The following is a 17,477-nucleotide window of genomic DNA, read 5'->3' as shown; positions in this document are numbered from 1 at the left end:
ATATCAAACCCTTGCAAATGTGAGATAGGAGGGGCGCCGCCCCTCCCGGATCGCCTTTGCTTCGTAGCGGGTTCCCGGCCAGCCGCTATAGGGCTCGCGCCAATCATCGGGGCCGTGCGCAAGCCAGCGCAGGCGCGGCTCCTGTGCGGCACGCGCGAGCGTCCAGCCGACATAATCGTCGATATCGGAGGCAAAATGGAACGTCCCCCCCGGCTGGAGCAGGCGGGCGATCGCGTCCAGGTTGTTCTTTGAAACGAACCGCCGCTTTCGCGTGCGGCGCTTCGGCCAGGGATCGGGATAGAGCAGATAGATCCGCGAAAACGCGGCTTCGGGAAGACGTGGCAACAACAGCCCGGCATCCGCGTCCCACAGACGGATATTGTGCAGGTCGTGTGTTGCGATCTCGCCGAGCAGCTTCACCATGCCGTTGATGAATGGCTCGCAGCCGATGAAACCCGTCTGCGGCGCTTCCCCGGCGCGATGGGCCAGGTGCTCGCCGCCGCCGAAACCGATTTCCAGCACCAGCTCTTCAGGTATGAAACCAAAAAATCCCGCGAGATCCTCGCGGGACAGGGAGGTGTCGCCGCGCGGCAACATCAGGCGCGGCAACAATGTTTCCAGTCGCTCCTGCTGCCCGGCGCGCAGGCGCTTGCCCTTGCGGCGACCAAAGAAGGAAGCCGCCGGGGCCTGCGCGTCGGAGGATGGAGCGCTCATGGCCGGGTCGATCAGAAAGCCGATTTCAGCGTGTCGGCGAGATCGGTGCGCTCCCAGGAGAAGCCGCCATCGGCTTCGGGGGCACGACCGAAATGGCCGTAGGCTGCGGTACGGGCATAGATCGGGCGGTTGAGTTCCAGCCTGGTGCGGATGCCGCGCGGGGACAGGTCCACCGCTTCCATCAGAACCGCTTCGAGCTTGGCTTCGTCAACCTGACCCGTGCCGTGCAGATCGGCATAGATCGAGAGCGGCTTGGCCACGCCGATGGCGTAGGAGAGCTGGATGGTGCAGCGCTTGGCGAGACCCGCCGCCACCACGTTCTTGGCGAGGTAGCGCGCGGCGTAAGCCGCCGAACGGTCGACCTTGGTGGGATCCTTGCCGGAGAACGCGCCGCCGCCATGCGGAGCCGCACCGCCATAGGTGTCGACGATGATCTTGCGACCGGTGAGGCCGGCATCACCGTCAGGGCCGCCGATCACGAAGGCGCCGGTCGGATTGACGTGCCAGATGCAGTCCTTGCCGATCCAGCCCGCAGGAAGCGCCTGGTGCACGTACGGTTCGACGATGGAGCGGATGTCGTGCGAGGTCAACTTCTCGTCGAGATGCTGGGTCGAGACGACGATCTGGGTCACACCGACGGGCTTGCCGTTTTCGTAGCGGATCGTGACCTGGCTCTTGGAATCCGGACCGAGCAGGTTGGATTCGCCGCTCTTGCGGGCATCGGCCATGGCCTTGAGGATCTTGTGCGAGAAGTCGATCGGAGCCGGCATCAGCTCCTCGGTCTCGTCACAGGCATAGCCGAACATGATGCCCTGGTCGCCGGCACCTTCTTCCTTGCCGTCGTTGGAATCGACACCCTGGGCGATATGCGCCGACTGCGCATGCAGCAGCACGTCGATATCGCAATTGGCCCAATGGAAGCCGTCCTGCTCATAGCCGATATCCTTGATGGCCATGCGCGCGAGATGCGAGACGTAATCCGCCGTGATGTGCTCGGGACCGCGCACCTCACCCGCGATCACGACCTTGTTGGTCGTGGTCAGGGTTTCGCACGCCACACGCGCTTCCGGCATCGCCGCGAGATAGGCATCGACGACGGTATCGGAAATGCGGTCACAGACCTTGTCCGGATGTCCTTCGGAAACGGATTCACTGGTGAAGAGATAGCTGGAACGAGCCACGATCAACCCACCCTTTCTGATTGGTATGAACCTGGGGCGCACCGAAATGTGCCCGTCGAAATCATGAGATCGACGGGCTTTTGCCATCGCTTTAGCGGAAGGTCAAGGTGACAAACCGAATTCGTTCGGAATAAAGAACGCCGCCATCCGGCCAGGGTCAGCTCAAACCGGCTGATCGACAGGGTTTTTCGCGGTTTCGTCATCGGCCTCCGCCAATGCTTCCACGAGATCGACGATTCTCTTGCGCACACGACTGTCGCGCACACGCACGAAAGCGCGCATCAGCTGCAGCCCGTCCGAGGTCGAAAGGAAATCCGTCATGTAGGGCGGATTGGGGTCCTCGGCGAATCCGCCGGCCAGTTCCCCTTCCGGATTCGGCGCGCCTTCATAGAAGAATTCGATCTGTACACCCAGCGCGGAGGCGATCTGGTGCAGCCGGCTCGCGCCGATTCGATTGGCGCCCTTTTCGTATTTCTGGATCTGCTGGAATGTCAGCCCGAGCGCCTCTCCGAGCTTTTCCTGGCTCATCCCGACCATCATCCGGCGCATGCGTACGCGGCTGCCGACATGGATGTCGATCGGATTCGGATTTTTCTTCACCTGCCTGTCCCCCAGACCTATGTGCCCGCGATGCGACGCGCGGTCAGCGATGCGAGAAGGCACAATAGTAACTGCAACCAAAAAATGCCATTGCCGAATTCTGCAAAAATGGTTGGTGTACCCCGTTCAGGCAGGCCCGAATCGATGACACCCGCGATATTCACGTCGAGTGATGACAGTATTCGCCCGTATGGGTCGATCACGGCGGAAATACCACTGTTGGCTGCGCGGACCAGGGGCAGGCCTTCTTCTACGGCACGTAGTCTTGCCTGCGCGAAATGCTGACGCGGTCCCGGCGTATCACCGAACCAGGCATCGTTGGTGACGTTCAGAAGCATCCCCGCAGGCCGGCTTTCGGATTCGTCCACAGGCCGTACCGCGCCGGGAAAAATCGCCTCGTAGCAGATACCTGCTGCGATGGGCGGCAGCCCGGGCGCTTCCAGCATACGCCGGCGCGTTGCCGCCGTGAAGCCGCCCGGGAGCTGGATGAATTCGCGCAGACCGAGTGCCCGCAAGCTGCCGTCGAAGATGGCCGGAAGATATTCACCAAAGGGGACGAGATGCACCTTGTCGTAGGTGGCGCGGATGCTGCCGTCTCCGGCCACGACATGGATGGAATTGAAGAAGTCATACCCGTCACTGCGCAGCCGCTCCTCGGCCCGCGCCGCGCCCGTGATCAATGTCACGTCGGACGGCAGCAGCGCCGCGATCTGGGCGAGCGCCCGGCGATCGTTGTGGAGCAGGAACGGAAAGGCCGATTCAGGCCAGATCAGATGTGTGACGTCGGCCACGCCGGATGTCTGCGGGGAGGTGGCCCGGTCGGAGAGGCGCAGATAGCGCTCCATGATCTCTTCGCGATTGGCCGGGTTGAACTTCTCGTCCTGGGGCAGATTCGGCTGCATGATGCGCAATTGCACGCCGGCGACGAGAGGGCTCGGGCTCGCAGGCACCCGCATGGCACCATAACCGGTGACGGCGATCATCGCGACGAGTGCCGCGCCCGCCGGAACCCATCGCCCCGCCGGGCGCGGGGCCGTGGCGATGGTCGCGGGGGCGGCGGCGATCGCGACCGCGAGCACGGTCATGCCCCACAGGCCGATCAGGGCCGCGACCTGCATGGGCCAGAGCTGCTGGCCGAGCGCCATGCCGAGGCTGTTCCACGGAAACCCGGTGAAGAGATGCCCGCGCAGCCATTCCGCGAGGCCGAGCCCGAAAGCAAGCGCGAGAATACGCCAGGGCCCCGCGCTCCAGACCAGTCGGGCGGCGAGGAAGCCGAAAGCATAGAAGAAGGCGAGGGCGGCGGGCAGGCCGATCACGCCCAGCGGCAGCGCCCAGGCGAAGCGCTCCGCCTCGACGAGGAAAGCCGCCCCGAGCCACCACAACCCGGCGAGACAATAGCCGAATCCCCAGAACCAGCCAGCACTCGCCGCTGCCCGCAAGGTGCCGAGCCGCCTGCCTGCACCCGCACCGCCTGCGCCGTCGATCAGCCAGGTCGCGATCACGAGCGAGACGATAAGGGCCGGGAAAAAGCCGAATGGCGGCATGGCCAGCGCCGCGATCGCGCCTGCCGCCATGGCCAATGCCGCACGCCGCCAGCCCCAACTGAGAATGATCCAGTGGGCGAGGGCTTGCAACTTTTCGATGATCATGTTTGGGCCACTCACCGCTGACCCGGGGTGCCGGTCACTTGTCGCGAATCGCCTGTAGGTTTGGCAGAGATTTCGGGATCTGCCGCTTTCGGCCCCGGTAGCATCCCGTCCTGCCTCTCTGTCGTGTTGTCTTTCGCCATGGCGCCGTCTCCGGGGACGGGTGCCGGCGAATCACCTGGACCCGTTGCCTCTTCCGGTTGCTTAGCACCGCTGCTGCGTGTCGTCACGCGCGGCGCGGCGATTTTGGCACGCGGGTCGCGCCGATGCACCTTCACGCGCTTGAGCCGGCGCGGATCAGCGTCGAGAATTTCGAATTCCAGCCCTTCCGGCCCGGCGATGAGCTCGCTGCGCGCCGGTACGCGTCCCGCCAAGGTCACTATCAGCCCGCCCAGCGTATCGACATCCTCTGCCAGATCGTCGCCGGTGAGGTCGACGCCGAGCACCTGTGAGGCCTCCTCAAGATCGGCACGTGCATCGGCGAGCCAGGTATAGGGGCCGTCCTGCTCGATCATTGCGGCGGAGGCGAGGTCGTGTTCGTCCTCGATGTCACCCACGATCAGTTCGACCAGATCCTCGATCGAGGCCAGCCCGTCGGTTCCGCCATATTCGTCGATGACGAGCGCCATATGGGTGCGCGTCGTCTGCATCCGCACCAGCAATTCCACGGCCGGCATGGAGGGAGGCACGAACAGGACCGGGCGCAGGATACGCGTGGCCGACAGCGGGGTGGTGAGATCGATATGGTCGAGGGAGAGGGGCTGTGGCGCCTTGCCGCGCCGACGGCGCCCGTTGCCGTTCTCGGCCTTGGCGACGAGATATTCCAGAAAATCGCGGATATGGATCATCCCCTTGGGATCATCCAGGGTCTCGCCATAGACAGGCAGGCGGGAATGACCGGCGCTGCGGAAGATACGCAGCAATTCCCCCAGGGCCGTATCCGCCGGTACGGCGATGATGTCCGCGCGCGGCACCATCGCATCGCGCACGCGCGTGGAATGGAATCCCAGCACGTTGCGCAGCATGGCGCGCTCCTGGGCCGAGAAGCCCTCGCTCTCGGCGGTGGAGGCGAGTACATCCTCTAGATCGGTGCGGATCGATTCGCGCGCGCGCAGGCCGAGCCGGTTCAGAAACCGGTCGAGCCAGGGCTCACGGGCTTCCGGATCGGCGGAATCCGCATCCTGCATATCCGCCGTCAGGGTAGCGGGATCCGCCGTTTCCGCGTGTGCCACGCTTTTGCGATTTCGCGTCGGGGCAACGGCATCGGATGCCGGGCCATCGGGGGACTGGTTCTTCGTTTCCCCGATTTTTGCGCGTCCCGCAGCCTGCGCCCCGTCACGACCGGTTTCCGGCGCGCGCCTGACCGCCTCGTCCGGATTGCCTTCGTTCGCGGGCTCGTGATCTTCCTGCAGACTTCGTCCGTCGTCGTTCATGGTGCGTCAGTCATCGCGCCCGGTGGCGCGCTCCATATAAGGATCGGCAATGCCCATCCGGGCCAGAGCGGCGGTTTCGCGCGCTTCCATCGCCTCGGCTTGTGCATCATCCTCGTGATCGTCACCCATACAGTGCAACACGCCGTGCACGATGAGATGCGCCGCATGGGCGGCGAGCGTCTTGCCCTCTTCCTCCGCCTCGCGGGCGCAGGTCTCATAGGCGAGGGCGATATCGCCGAGTGGCTCGGGGCCGAGCGGATTGATCCCCGGCGCGGCGGGGAAGGAGAGCACGTTGGTCGGCTTGTCCTGGTCGCGCCAGTCGCGGTTGAGCAGAGCGATTGCCGTATCGTCGGTAAACAGCAGGCTGAGCATGATGCCGTCACCCGCCGCGACATCCGCGCCGGCTTCCGCGAGCGCCGCCGAGACGGCTTGCCGGCACAGATCCTCCAGATCGGGAATCGCCTCCCAGCCCGGTGCTTCCACGCTGATATCGAGCGCGATCACGGCGTTGCATCCTCTTTTCTGACCCGTCCGGCGGTGACGCCGTCGCTGGCCGCGGCTGCGTCATAGGCGGCCACGATACGGCGCACCAGATCATGGCGCACCACATCGCCTTCCGCGAAGGTCACCCGACCGATACCCTCGATCCCGGTCAGCACACGCAGCGATTCGATCAGCCCCGAGCGCTGGCCCGGCGGCAGGTCGATCTGGCTCGGATCACCGTTGATGATCATGCGCGAGCCTTCGCCGAGACGGGTGAGAAACATCTTCATCTGCATGGAGGTGGTGTTTTGTGCCTCGTCCAGCAAGACCACCGCATTTGTCAGCGTGCGCCCGCGCATGAAGGCGAGCGGCGCGATCTCGATCATGCCGGTGGTCAGGCTGCGCTCGACATGGCGCGCCTCCATGAAATCATAGAGCGCGTCATAGATCGGGCGCAGATACGGATCGACCTTCTCGCGCATGTCGCCGGGCAGGAAGCCGAGCCGCTCGCCGGCTTCCACCGCTGGACGGGTGATGATCAGCTTGTCGACCTGCCCGCTTTCCAGCAGCGACACGGCCCAGCCCACGGCGAGCCAGGTCTTGCCGGTTCCCGCCGGGCCGTCGGCGAAGACGAGTTCGTTCTTGCGCAGGGCGCGCAGATAGGCGTTCTGCGCCGCATTGCGCGCCTTGACGAAGCCGCGCCGGCGCGTGCTGATCCCCTCGAAGCTGCCGCTGCCGGGCGTCTCGGCCCCTTTTTCGGGGGCGGGAAACAGGGTGCCCTGAAAGGCGGTTTCCTGAATGGCCCCATCGATATCGCCGAGTGTTACGGTGTCGCCGTGCGAGACGCGGTCATAGAGCGATTCGAGCACGCGCCGTGCCTGTTCGGAGGCTTCCGGACTACCGCGCACGACGACGCAATTGCCGTTGGCATTGGCCAGAATGTCGAGCCGGCGCTCCATATGGGCGAGGTTCTGATCATAATGACCGAAGACCAGACTCGCGAGGCGATTATCCTCGAAAGTCAGCGTGATCTGCGCCATCTCGTCGACGCCGGGATGGGAGCCGGCTTCCGCCGGAAGCTGCGCGCCTGCCGCCGCACCGGGCGGCTTGTCCTGCTGGCGACCGTCACTGTCGGGCAATGCGCATCACTCCTTCTCGCGATATCGCGCGGCACGCATCATCATGCCACATCCGCCGCCGCCCTGTCTCCCGGCGTGTTCGTCTCTCCGGCTGGGCCGGGCAGGGCCTCACCCTGGAGCGAATTGCTGGATTGCGCCGTGATCCGCACTGGTACGATATCACCGACGGACAGCCCCGCGCCATCGAGATGCACCGCCTGCAGATAGGGCGATTTGCCGCCGAGCTGGCCGGGATGACGACCGGGCTTTTCGAGCAGGACCTCGACGACCTTGCCTACCGTGCCGCGATTGAAGGCCTGGCGCTGCTCTTCCAGAAGCGCCTGCAGCCGCGCCAGCCGCTCGGCCTTCACAGCCTCCGCGATCTGCGCGGTATCATCCGCTGCCGGTGTGCCGGGGCGGGTGGAATATTTGAAGGAGAAGGCGGAGGCAAAGCCGATATCGGCGACGAGCTGCATAGTGTCCTCGAAATCCGCATCGCTCTCGCCGGGAAAGCCGACGATGAAATCGGAGGAGAGCGCGATATCGGGGCGCGCATCGCGCACCTTGTCGATGATGCGGCGATAGGCATCACCCGAATGCTTGCGGTTCATCGCCTTGAGGATACGGTCGGAGCCGGCCTGCACGGGCAGGTGCAGATAGGGCATCAGCTGCGGCAGGTCGCGATGGGCTTCGATCAGCGCATCGTCCATGTCGTTGGGATGGCTCGTCGTGTAGCGGATGCGCGCCACGCCCTCGATTCCGGCCACGGCATGCAACAGCTGTCCGAGCCCCCACTCGCGCCCGTCCGGCCCCGCGCCGTGATAGGCGTTGACGTTCTGGCCGATCAGCGTGATCTCGCGCACCCCCGCATCGGCGAGCGCGCGGGCCTCGTCGAGCACCTTTGCCACGGGACGCGAGACCTCCGCGCCGCGTGTATAGGGCACGACGCAGAAGGCGCAGAACTTGTCGCAGCCTTCCTGGATGGTGAGGAAGGCGGAGACGCCGCGGCTGCGCACGCGCTTGCGTTCAAGCTTCGGCAGATGCGCGAATTTGTCGTCTTCCGGGAAATCGGTATCGATGACGCGCCCTTTCTCCGCCGCGCGCACCATGGCGGGCAGGCGGTGATAGGCCTGCGGGCCGACCACGACATCGACGACCTTGGCCCGGCGCAGGATCTCCTCACCCTCGGCCTGGGCGACGCAGCCGGCGACGACGACTCTCGTCTCCTGGCCCTCTTCGGCCCGGCGCTGTTTGAGCGTGTGCATCCGCCCGAGCTCGGAATACACCTTATCCGCCGCCTTCTCGCGGATATGACAGGTATTGAGCACGACGAGATCGGCATTTTCTGCGGAATCGGTCTGCTCATAGCCGTCCACGGCGAGCGCATCGGCCATGCGCTCGGAATCGTAGACGTTCATCTGGCAACCGTAGGATTTGACGAATACTTTTTTCAAGCGCTGCAACCGCTGGCTTCGCAATGAACCGGATCCGGCAGGGCCGGGATTTCGCCCCCTGTTTACGCGTTTTCGCGCCATAAGAGAATAGCGTGCGGTGGCGTTTTTGTGCCTTGTGTGCGCGGATCGTGGAAACGGCCGCGCCGCTGGCCTCGATCTCCGCCTTCGCAGCGTTTCCAAAGCGCCCCGGAATGGGCTATTGCTGGAAGCCGGACCCGCAGATTCCGATGCGCAATAACGAGGCTGTCCCCATGATCCCCAAGCCGCATGCCGCTCTTTCGCCCAACACCTACGACTACGAATCCCTGCCTCTGGTGAAGGCGACCGGCTTTCGTGAATATGACGCGCGCTGGCTGTTCGAGAAAGAGATCAATCTCATGGGCGTGCAGGCGCTGGGCGCGGGGCTCGGCACGCTGATCCATGAGATGGGCGTGCGTCCTGATCTCGTGACCGGCCATGATTTCCGCGGCTATTCCTCGGCGATCAAATATGCGCTGATTTCCGGCCTGATGGCGGCGGGTGTGCGGGTCAAGGATGTCGGGCTCGCGCTCTCGCCGATGACCTATTACGGCCAGTTCGCGCTGGATTGCCCCTGCGTCGCGATGGTCACCGCCTCGCATAACGACAATGGCTGGACCGGGGTGAAGATGGGCGCCAACCGCCCGATGACCTTCGGACCCGAGGAAATGGGGCGGCTTCGCGATATTGTCCTGTCGGGAGAATTCGTCTTGCGCGAGGGCGGCGCCTACGCCTTCGTCGAGGATTTCGCCGAGCGTTATCTCGATGATCTGACGCACAATGTCACGATCGAGCGCAAGCTCAAGGTGGTCGCGGCCTGCGGTAACGGCACGGCGGGCGCCTTCGCGCCGCGTGCGCTCGAGGCGATCGGCTGCGAGGTGATCCCGCTCGACTGCGAGCTCGATCACACCTTTCCGCATTACAATCCGAATCCGGAAGACATGAAGATGCTGCACGCGCTGGCCGACAAGGTGCGCGAGACCGGCGCGGATGTCGGGCTTGGCTTCGACGGGGATGGCGATCGCTGCGGCGTTGTCGACAATGAAGGCAAGGAGATCTTCGCCGATAAAATCGGCGTCATGCTCGCGCGTGATCTCTCGAAGCTCTATCCGAACGCCACTTTCGTGGTCGATGTGAAATCCACCGGGCTTTTCAAGGATGATCCGGTGCTGATCGAGAACGGTGTCACGGCAGATTACTGGAAGACGGGGCATTCCTATATCAAGCGCCGTGTCAATGAGCTCGGCGCGCTGGCCGGCTTCGAGAAATCGGGGCATTTCTTCTTCAACGATCCCGTCGGGCGCGGCTATGATGACGGCATCCTCACCGCCATCCACGTGGCGCAGATGCTCGATCGCAATCCGCAGAAGACGATGGCCGAGCTCTACCGCGCCATTCCGCAGACCTGGGGCTCACCCACCATGGCGCCGAAATGCGCTGATGAGGAGAAATACGCCGTGGTCGATCGCGTCACCGCCCGTTTCAAGGCGATGCACGAGGCCGGCGAAGCGGTGGCCGGCCAGCCGATTCGGGAGCTCGTCACGGTGAATGGGGTACGCGTGGTGGCGCAGGACGGCACCTGGGGGCTGGTGCGCGCCTCCTCCAACAAGCCGGAACTGGTCGTGGTAGTGGAAAGCCCCGTCTCGGAGGAGCGCATGCGCGCCATGTTCAGGGGCGTCGATGCGATCCTGCGCGAGAACCCGGAAGTCGGCACCTATAACCAGTCGCTGTGAGGCCCGCCCGCCTCGACCCGGCGCGCAGCCGGATCGGCCAGGGCGGCACCCATTGCGGCGCCCTTCGGCGTCAGCCGGAGCAGGGTGGCATCGCGGGCGATCAGGTCGCGATCGAGGGCGCGCAGGATCACGGCGCGTGCCCGCTTCGGGCCCCATTGCAGATGCTCGGTCAGCGCCTGTGCGGTATTCTCGCGCGCCATGACGGGGGTATCCTCATGGGTGTGGAGATGTACCACAAGGGTGACGCAATCATGATCGAGCTTCTGCTGCCTGCGCCGGACGCCCTGCGCGATCAGACCCTGATGTGGCGAAAACAGCAGCGCCAGGGCGAAGAACACCCCGGTCATCGCCGCCATCGAGCCGCCGATCGAGACGTCGAGGGAAAGCGCGAGGAAATATCCCAGCACGCATGATGCCACGGACATCGCCACCGCCAGCACCACCATCCGCACCAGCCGGCGGGTCAGCAACACGGCGGTGGCCGGGGGCGTGATCACGAAAGCCACGAAGAGAATGGCGCCAACCGCATCAAAGGCCGCTACGGCGGTAACGCTGGTCAGGCCGAGCAGCGCATAGAAGATTACCCCGGGCGCGAACCCGAGCGCGGCGGCCAGAGCCGGATCGAAGATCGCGATCTTCAATTCCTTCCACAACAGCACGACGAAACCGAGATTGGCCGCGAAAACCGCCGCGAGGCTCAGCACCGTCACAGGTACCTCTACCCCGAGGACGGGTACCGTATTCATCCAGACAAAGGCGATCTCCCCCAGAAGCACGGTCTGGGTGTCGAGATGCACGTCGCGGGCAAACAGGGTAATGAGCAGGACGCCGGCGGCAAAGAGCGCGGGAAAGACGAGCCCGATAGCGGTATCCATCTTGACCAGCCGCGAGCGCGCCAGCGCTTCTGAGAGCGCCACCGTCAGCAATCCGGCAAGACCCGCCCCGATCAGCTGGACCGGGCCGGTGAGATGGCTTGTGGCGAGCCAGACCACGACGATACCGAAGACGATGGCATGGCTGATCGCATCGGTGAGCATGGCCGAGCCGCGCAACACCAGAAACACGCCGATCAGGGAGGAGGCGGCGCCGACCAGCACGCCGGTCAGCATGATCATCGCCGGAATGCTCTCGAAGAAGGCGGCGATCATGGCTTCGTCTCCGCAGTCTCCTGCGGCGTACGGGCGTCTGCATTGATTGTCTGTCCGGCCTCGTACGGCATACCCAGATTCCCTTGGGCGCGGGCATGTCCCGCCTCGGTGAGCTGCCAGTGGGGGCTGGTCTCGGGCGCATGGGTGACTTCCCGCAGCAGCCCTTCGCGCGCGAGTTCGTCGAGAGCGTGGCGGGTGGAGGCACCGTGCAGTGTGTCGAGCATGCCGGCTTCCGCCTTGTAATCGCGGTTGCCATGCGCTTGTGCGAGCCCGTGGACCGACATCAGCACCCGCCGTGCCGCGAGTTCGCGGCGCTGGCGGCGTGCATCGCGCCAGCGTCGCACCAGTCCGCGCCTTGGTGCCAGCAGGATCGAGATCAGCACGATCACGCTGGCGATCAGCACCACCAGCGGCCCCGTGGCGAGGCCGCGCGCCGAGGCGCTGATCAGGGCGCCGCTCACCCCCGATATCATGCCGAAGACGGCGGCGAGCACGACCATGCCGCCGAGGCTGCGCGCCCATTGTCGCGCGGCGGCGGCGGGTGCAATCAGCATCGCCACCATCAGGATCACGCCGACGAGTTGCAGACCGACCACGATGGCGATCGCCACCATTACCGTGAGTGCAGCTTCGAGCGCGACCACCGGAAAACCCTGGGCGCGGGCATAATCGGGATCGAAGGAGACGAGCTTGAACTCCTTCCACAAGGCCATCACCAGCGCCAGGGCGACCAGGGTGATCCCGCCCATCAGCCACAGATCCTCACGCAGGATCGCCGCCGCCTGGCCGAAGAGAAAGCTCGACAGTCCCGCCTGGCCGGTTCCGGGCCGCCCCTGGAGCCAGGTCAGGAGCATGATGCCGACCGCAAAATAGACGCTGAGCACGACGCCGAGCGCGGCATCGGTCTTCAGTCTCGTGCGGCGTATGATCAGCATCACCGTCAGTGCGGCCAGCGCGCCGACGATGAAGGCGCCGGCGAGGATCGCTCCAAGGTCACGGGTACCCGCGATGATGAAACCGAGACAGACGCCAGGCAGCGCCGCATGGCTGAGCGTGTCTCCCATGAGACTCTGGCGACGAAGCACGGCAAAGCAGCCCAGAACACCGCTGACGAGGCCGAGGATCGCCGCGCCGAGCGCGACGGTCTGCACGATGCTGCTTTGCAGGAGGTCGACCAGACTCGTCATGATCTTGTCCGATGCGGCGTCGAAACGGGCCGCGCGCAGGCCCTTCCGTAAGGTTTTTCAGCGTTTTCGACGTTCAATCTCGTCACTTCAAAGTGTTAGGCCGCCGCAGCGGCGCTGGCAAGCTGCAGCGGCGGCCGGATACCGGCCGGATCAGGAGAGGCGCCCCGCCGATACTACCGGCAAACCCGGCTCATTGCGCGATATTCCATTCCCGCGCCCAGTCCGCCAGAGCTTCAGGCAGTGGCGCCGGCGTGCCGCCGAGGGCCTGCGTGATCAGCATGGCGTTTTCGTAGATCATGCCGATATAGGTCCCACCGACGGTTCCCCGCTCACCCATCGCATCGGAATAGAGCGCGCCGCCGATCTCGATTCGGCTACCACGCGCACGCACCTCCTGAACCAGCGCTTCGATCGTGCGCGGAGATATGGTGGTCTCGACGAAAACGGCTGCGACATTGTTGTCGATAACGTAATCGGCCACTTCCCGGATGTCGCCGATACTCGCTTCCGACGCGGTCGAAATTCCTTCGATGGCCTCGCTTGCCTCCATGCCGTAGGCGCTGGCGAAATACTCGAACGCGTCATGGGCGGTGACAAGACGGCGCTGTCCCTGCGGGATGGTGGCGATGCTCTCGCCCGCCCAGTCGTAGAGTGCTTGCAACTGAACCGTATAGGCATCGACGCGTGCGTTGATCGCTTCGGCGCAAGCGGGGCGCTGTTCGATGATCGCATCACCGATCACCGGTGCGATCCGCGCCCAAAGGCTCGCATCCATCCAGACATGCGGATCGGCCTGGCCCGCTTCCGCAGGGTCGTCGAGGAGGTCAGCCGGACCGATTGCAGCGGCGAGAACGCCGATCGTGGGCAGGCGCGCGGAGAGGCGCTCCAAGACCGCGGCGAGCTGTTCCTCGAGGGCGAAATCCACGTAGAGAATGAGATCGGCCGCGCCGAGTTGCGCCACGTCGGAGGCGGTGGCGATATAGTCATGCGGATCGACGCCGGGGCCGAGCAGTGCTTCGACCTCGGCGCAACTGCCGGCAATGTTGCGCCCCACATCGGCGATCATCTCGACCGTTGTGAGAACCCGGAGGGGCTCGTTTTGCGCTGCCGCAGGCTGCGGCGCAACGAAGGTGGTGGCGAGGGCAAGGGTGGCGAGCAAGGGGACGCTGCGCATCGGCATAATCCTGCGGGCAGTGCGTGTCATTTCGAGACTCTGTCTGATCATCAGGCCGGGGCTCCGGGTTCACGGGCGCGCATCACATCGCGCCAAATACGAATGAAACAGGATTTAATGCACTTGCAAATCATTTGCAAGTAGATCAATGCAGAAGATCGATTCTGCGACGATATCGCGCACGCATCAGCCCGGATGGTCCACCGTCGGCTCAGATGCGATAACCGTCGCATGACCAAGGCTCCTGGAGGCCGGGGCTTCCGCGAGCCCGGGCCGACGACAGGGGGAGGGCAGGAGAACGCATGAGTGAGAGCAACGAGACCGATCCCGGCGCGGCGATCGCCGCGCAGGAAAAGACCCAGCATGCGGTTCGCGCTTTTCTGCGAACCCGGCTCGAAGCAGAGGACGGCGCGCCCCCGCAGCAGCGTGACACGCATATCTCGACCATCCTGCTCAGCGGTACGCGCGCCTTCAAGCTCAAGCGCGCCCTGCGCCTGCCCTATGCCGATTTCTCGACGCCGCAATTGCGTCTCGACGCCTGCGAGTCGGAGCTGCGCCTCAACCGGCGCACCGCGCCGCAGCTCTATCGGGCGGTGCGGCGCATCACCCGCGAGGATGACGGCAGCTTCGCCATCGATGGCGTGGGCGCCCTGGTCGATGCCATGGTGGAGATGCACCGCTTCGACGAGGAGGGGCTGTTCGACAGGCTCGCCACGCGCGGCGAGCTGAGCACCGGGCTGCTCGATGTCCTCGCTGATGCGATCTGCGCGTTCCACGAAGAGGCCGAACCCGTCGCCGATCCGCATGGGGTGCAGCGCCTTGCCGATGTGGTCGCCCTCAATGCGAGCAGCATGGCCGATCTCCCGGCGCTATCGCGCGAGACGGTCGCCGATCTGTTGCGGCGGCAGGAGGCGGAATGCGCACGCCACGCAAACCTGCTCGATGCCCGCGCCGGCGCCGGCAAGATCCGCCGCTGTCATGGTGACTTGCATCTGCGCAATATCTGCCTGCACGAGGGGCGCCCGCAGCTCTTCGACTGCATCGAATTCAACGAGACCATCGCCACCACCGACACGCTCTACGATCTCGCTTTCCTGCTGATGGATCTGCGTGCGCGGGCCGCAGACGATCCCGGGCTCGCCCGGGCCGCGGCCCATGTGGCAAACCGTTATGTCGATCGCAGTCGCGATGATGCGGGTTACGCGCTTCTGCCGCTCTTCATGAGCCTGCGCGCCTCGATCCGCGCCATCGTCGCCGCGACGCAGATCGCGGAGGGGGATGACGATCCCGCCCTCGCCCGGCAGATGCAGCGCTATCTCACCCTCGCCGGCGAGCTGCTCGACCCCGCCCCTGCGCGCCTCGTGGCGCTGGGCGGGTTCAGCGGCTCGGGCAAGACCACCATCGCCGAGGCGCTCTCTCCGCTGATCGGGCCGCCGCCCGGCGCGCGCATCCTCGAAAGCGACCGGCTGCGCAAGCACCTGCACGGGGTTTCTCCTGAAACGCCGCTGGGCCCGCAGGCCTATACGAAGGAGGCCTCGCAGGCGGTCTATGCCGAAATGCGCGCACGCGCTGCAAGCGTTCTGTCGGGGGGCGGCAGCGTCATACTGGAAGCCGTTCATGCCCGCCCGGAAGATCGCGACGCCGCTGCCGCCATCGCGCGAAACGCCGGATGCCCGTTTCACGGATTCTGGCTCGATGTCGATGCCGCCGCTCTGGAGGCGCGAATCGCTGGGCGGGGCAAGACTGCCTCCGACGCAACGCGTGCCGTCCTGGAGACCCAGATTGCCACCGGCACCGGCCCGCTCGACTGGGATCGGCTTTCCCCCGCCGGAGAGGGGCAGGCCGGAATCACGGCTCAGGTGAAGGCGATGACTGATACGCTCGGGCGGGACGCCGCATCGCCATCCTTCCCCAGGGACCGGAACTGAGTGGCGGCCATGAAAGAACGCACCCGCCCTTCCCGGCCTGCCATCTCTATGCCGTTCGTCTGCCGAGAGGATGCTTGATGATGTTGTCACCTTTGCAATACCCTCTCCCGCCGTTGGCCAACTCGTCATGGCTCACGATGCGACCGATCGCCCATCGCGGCCTGCATGATTGCAGTACCGGTGTGATCGAAAACAGCCTGGATGCCGCCCGCGCCGCGATTGACGGCGGGTACGCGATCGAATGCGACGTGCAGGATTCGTCGGATGGCGAGGCTTTCGTCTTCCATGATCACGATCTCGCACGCCTCACCGGACGGGCCGGCGCATTCTGCGCGCTGCGCGCCGATGCGCTCGACACCCTGAGCCTGCAGCATGCGCAAGCTGCGGGGCGAATCCCGCGCCTGGCTGATTTCCTCACCCTCGTCGCCGGGCGGGTTCCTCTCGTCATCGAGATCAAGAGCCGGTTCGACGGCAATCCCGCGCTCACCCGGCGCTGCCTCGAAATCCTGGGCGATTATGCCGGGCCCGTCTGCGTGAAGTCCTTCGATCCGCAGATCGTGGCATGGCTGCGCCGGGACGCGCCGCATATCCTGCGCGGCATCGTGGCGGATGCCGCCGGTAGCGGGCCGCCGGACGGCACGAATACGACGCGCGACGGCTGTCTTGCGCGCGGCCATCTCCTCCATTTCGAAGAAACCCGGCCTGATTTCGTCTCTTGGAAGGCGACTGATCTGCCCCATGCCGCGCCATTTCTCTGCCGTCATCTTCGCGGCATGCCGATCCTGGCCTGGACCGTACGCACCCCCGATCAGGCAGCGGATGTGCGCGCCCATGCCGACCAGATCGTCTTCGAGGGATTCAGGGCTTAGAGCATCATTCCGTCAGGTGGATGCCGGCTGACGGAAAAAATGATGCGTCGAACAAACACCTGGAGCGCCCGGCCTGACTCCGTCAGGTTGCGCGCTCCAGAGCATCATTCCGTCAGGTGGATGCCGGCTGACGGAAAAAATGATGCGTCGAACAAACACCTGGAGCGCCCGGCCTGACTCCGTCAGGTCGCGCGCTCCAAGGTGGAGAAGACGGGCAGGCTGCAGGCAGGTTTCCCCATCGGGAGGGCGGCGCTATGGTCGCCGTGATCGACGGCAGCTGACGAGGAGGCGCGCGCCTTGGATTTCGGATTTCTCTGGACGGCGCTCGTCACCATGCTGGTCACGCTCGATCCGCTCGGCCTCGCCCCGATCTTCATCTCGCTGACGGCGGGGATGGATGCGGGGCAGCGGCGGCGGATCGCGGCGCGGGCCTGCCTGATCGCGCTGGCGATCCTCACCTTTTTCGGTCTCGGTGGGCAGTTCCTGCTTGATGCGCTGGGCATTGGCCTGCCGGCCTTCCGCATCGCCGGCGGATTGCTGCTTTTCTACATCGCTTTCGAAATGACCTTCGAACTGCGCGCGAAACGCAAGCAGCGCACGGCGGTACGGGGTGCCAATCAGCCGGATGCCGAAAAGCATCTTGCCGCCTTTCCGCTGGCCATCCCGCTGCTGGCGGGGCCCGGTGCGATTACGGCGACGATCCTGCTCGCGGGCCGGGTGCAGGGCGATCTGCCCAATGCGCTGGGGCTCGCCGGTGTCATCACGCTCGGTGTCGCGATCTGCTTCGGCAC

General features: G+C 65.0%; 14 protein-coding genes and 1 pseudogene. 4 read left to right on the top strand and 11 right to left on the bottom strand.

Annotated features, from left to right (window positions below; all coding sequences use genetic code 11):
- Nucleotides 1-3: 3 nt before the first annotated feature.
- The 8 genes and pseudogenes from trmB to miaB form a co-directional block, all read right to left on the bottom strand.
- Nucleotides 4-714, bottom strand: coding sequence for a tRNA (guanine(46)-N(7))-methyltransferase TrmB (gene trmB / locus VKP01_RS02310; protein WP_324410019.1), 711 nt, complete (start codon nucleotides 712-714; stop codon nucleotides 4-6).
- An 11-nt stretch (nucleotides 715-725) separates the two neighbouring features.
- Entirely contained in the window at nucleotides 726-1,895 is a 1,170-nt protein-coding gene (metK, locus tag VKP01_RS02305) for a methionine adenosyltransferase (RefSeq protein WP_324410018.1), read from the bottom strand.
- A gap of 162 nt (nucleotides 1,896-2,057) precedes the next feature.
- Nucleotides 2,058-2,495 carry a helix-turn-helix transcriptional regulator gene (locus VKP01_RS02300; protein WP_324410017.1) on the bottom strand — a complete coding sequence of 146 codons (438 nt, stop codon included), beginning with the start codon at nucleotides 2,493-2,495 and terminating at the stop codon, nucleotides 2,058-2,060.
- Nucleotides 2,496-2,512: 17 nt separating this feature from the next.
- Nucleotides 2,513-4,144: an apolipoprotein N-acyltransferase gene (lnt, locus tag VKP01_RS02295; RefSeq protein ID WP_324410016.1), complete on the bottom strand. Its 1,632-nt coding sequence runs from the start codon at nucleotides 4,142-4,144 to the stop codon at nucleotides 2,513-2,515.
- Between the two features lie 191 nt (nucleotides 4,145-4,335).
- Nucleotides 4,336-5,328 (bottom strand): annotated as a pseudogene (locus VKP01_RS02290) (hemolysin family protein); the annotation flags it as partial.
- Nucleotides 5,329-5,580: 252 nt separating this feature from the next.
- Entirely contained in the window at nucleotides 5,581-6,078 is a 498-nt protein-coding gene (ybeY, locus tag VKP01_RS02285) for an rRNA maturation RNase YbeY (RefSeq protein ID WP_324410015.1), read from the bottom strand.
- Nucleotides 6,075-7,097 carry a PhoH family protein gene (locus VKP01_RS02280; protein WP_324410021.1) on the bottom strand — a complete coding sequence of 341 codons (1,023 nt, stop codon included), beginning with the start codon at nucleotides 7,095-7,097 and terminating at the stop codon, nucleotides 6,075-6,077. The genes ybeY and VKP01_RS02280 overlap by 4 nt, the downstream gene beginning before the upstream one ends.
- A gap of 140 nt (nucleotides 7,098-7,237) precedes the next feature.
- Entirely contained in the window at nucleotides 7,238-8,629 is a 1,392-nt protein-coding gene (gene miaB / locus VKP01_RS02275) for a tRNA (N6-isopentenyl adenosine(37)-C2)-methylthiotransferase MiaB (protein WP_324410014.1), read from the bottom strand.
- A 251-nt stretch (nucleotides 8,630-8,880) separates the two neighbouring features.
- Here miaB and VKP01_RS02270 point away from each other — a divergent pair, with 251 nt between their 5' ends.
- Nucleotides 8,881-10,380, top strand: a complete 1,500-nt coding sequence (locus tag VKP01_RS02270; RefSeq protein ID WP_324410020.1) for a phosphomannomutase/phosphoglucomutase — start codon at nucleotides 8,881-8,883, stop codon at nucleotides 10,378-10,380.
- On the opposite strand, the gene VKP01_RS02265 is transcribed toward VKP01_RS02270, so the two are convergent.
- The 3 genes from VKP01_RS02265 to VKP01_RS02255 form a co-directional block, all read right to left on the bottom strand.
- Nucleotides 10,362-11,528 carry a metal ABC transporter permease gene (locus tag VKP01_RS02265; protein ID WP_324410013.1) on the bottom strand — a complete coding sequence of 389 codons (1,167 nt, stop codon included), beginning with the start codon at nucleotides 11,526-11,528 and terminating at the stop codon, nucleotides 10,362-10,364. The two genes, VKP01_RS02270 and VKP01_RS02265, sit on opposite strands and share 19 nt — an antisense overlap.
- Nucleotides 11,525-12,715 carry a metal ABC transporter permease gene (locus tag VKP01_RS02260; RefSeq protein ID WP_324410012.1) on the bottom strand — a complete coding sequence of 397 codons (1,191 nt, stop codon included), beginning with the start codon at nucleotides 12,713-12,715 and terminating at the stop codon, nucleotides 11,525-11,527. The genes VKP01_RS02265 and VKP01_RS02260 overlap by 4 nt, the downstream gene beginning before the upstream one ends.
- Before the next feature lie 190 nt (nucleotides 12,716-12,905).
- Nucleotides 12,906-13,889: a metal ABC transporter solute-binding protein, Zn/Mn family gene (locus VKP01_RS02255; protein ID WP_324410011.1), complete on the bottom strand. Its 984-nt coding sequence runs from the start codon at nucleotides 13,887-13,889 to the stop codon at nucleotides 12,906-12,908.
- 302 nt (nucleotides 13,890-14,191) lie between these two features.
- On the opposite strand from VKP01_RS02255, the gene VKP01_RS02250 reads away from it, so the two are divergent.
- The 3 genes from VKP01_RS02250 to VKP01_RS02240 form a co-directional block, all read left to right on the top strand.
- Nucleotides 14,192-15,817, top strand: coding sequence for an AAA family ATPase (locus VKP01_RS02250; RefSeq protein WP_324410010.1), 1,626 nt, complete (start codon nucleotides 14,192-14,194; stop codon nucleotides 15,815-15,817).
- Nucleotides 15,818-15,894: 77 nt separating this feature from the next.
- The gene (locus tag VKP01_RS02245) at nucleotides 15,895-16,686 is read left to right on the top strand and encodes a glycerophosphodiester phosphodiesterase family protein (protein ID WP_324410009.1); all 792 of its coding nucleotides are present in this window, start codon (nucleotides 15,895-15,897) and stop codon (nucleotides 16,684-16,686) included.
- A gap of 297 nt (nucleotides 16,687-16,983) precedes the next feature.
- The coding region (locus VKP01_RS02240) for a MarC family protein (protein ID WP_324410008.1) at nucleotides 16,984-17,477 on the top strand (494 nt) is incomplete at its 3' end.

Origin of the sequence: Saliniramus sp. (assembly GCF_035311605.1) — a bacterium.
In the GTDB taxonomy this organism is placed as follows: domain Bacteria; phylum Pseudomonadota; class Alphaproteobacteria; order Rhizobiales; family Beijerinckiaceae; genus Saliniramus.
This window is presented reverse-complemented; position numbering and strand designations above follow the sequence as displayed.

What these genes read in the sequence shown, in the direction of transcription:
- trmB (WP_324410019.1), bottom strand. Translation starts at nt 714, where the DNA reads ATGAGCGCTCCATCCTCCGACGCGCAGGCCCCGGCGGCTTCCTTCTTT.
- lnt (WP_324410016.1), bottom strand. Translation starts at nt 4,144, where the DNA reads ATGATCATCGAAAAGTTGCAAGCCCTCGCCCACTGGATCATTCTCAGT.
- VKP01_RS02280 (WP_324410021.1), bottom strand. Translation starts at nt 7,097, where the DNA reads ATGGCGCAGATCACGCTGACTTTCGAGGATAATCGCCTCGCGAGTCTG.
- VKP01_RS02270 (WP_324410020.1), top strand. Translation starts at nt 8,881, where the DNA reads ATGATCCCCAAGCCGCATGCCGCTCTTTCGCCCAACACCTACGACTAC.
- VKP01_RS02265 (WP_324410013.1), bottom strand. Translation starts at nt 11,528, where the DNA reads ATGATCGCCGCCTTCTTCGAGAGCATTCCGGCGATGATCATGCTGACC.
- VKP01_RS02260 (WP_324410012.1), bottom strand. Translation starts at nt 12,715, where the DNA reads ATGACGAGTCTGGTCGACCTCCTGCAAAGCAGCATCGTGCAGACCGTC.
- VKP01_RS02255 (WP_324410011.1), bottom strand. Translation starts at nt 13,889, where the DNA reads ATGCGCAGCGTCCCCTTGCTCGCCACCCTTGCCCTCGCCACCACCTTC.
- VKP01_RS02250 (WP_324410010.1), top strand. Translation starts at nt 14,192, where the DNA reads ATGAGTGAGAGCAACGAGACCGATCCCGGCGCGGCGATCGCCGCGCAG.
- VKP01_RS02245 (WP_324410009.1), top strand. Translation starts at nt 15,895, where the DNA reads ATGATGTTGTCACCTTTGCAATACCCTCTCCCGCCGTTGGCCAACTCG.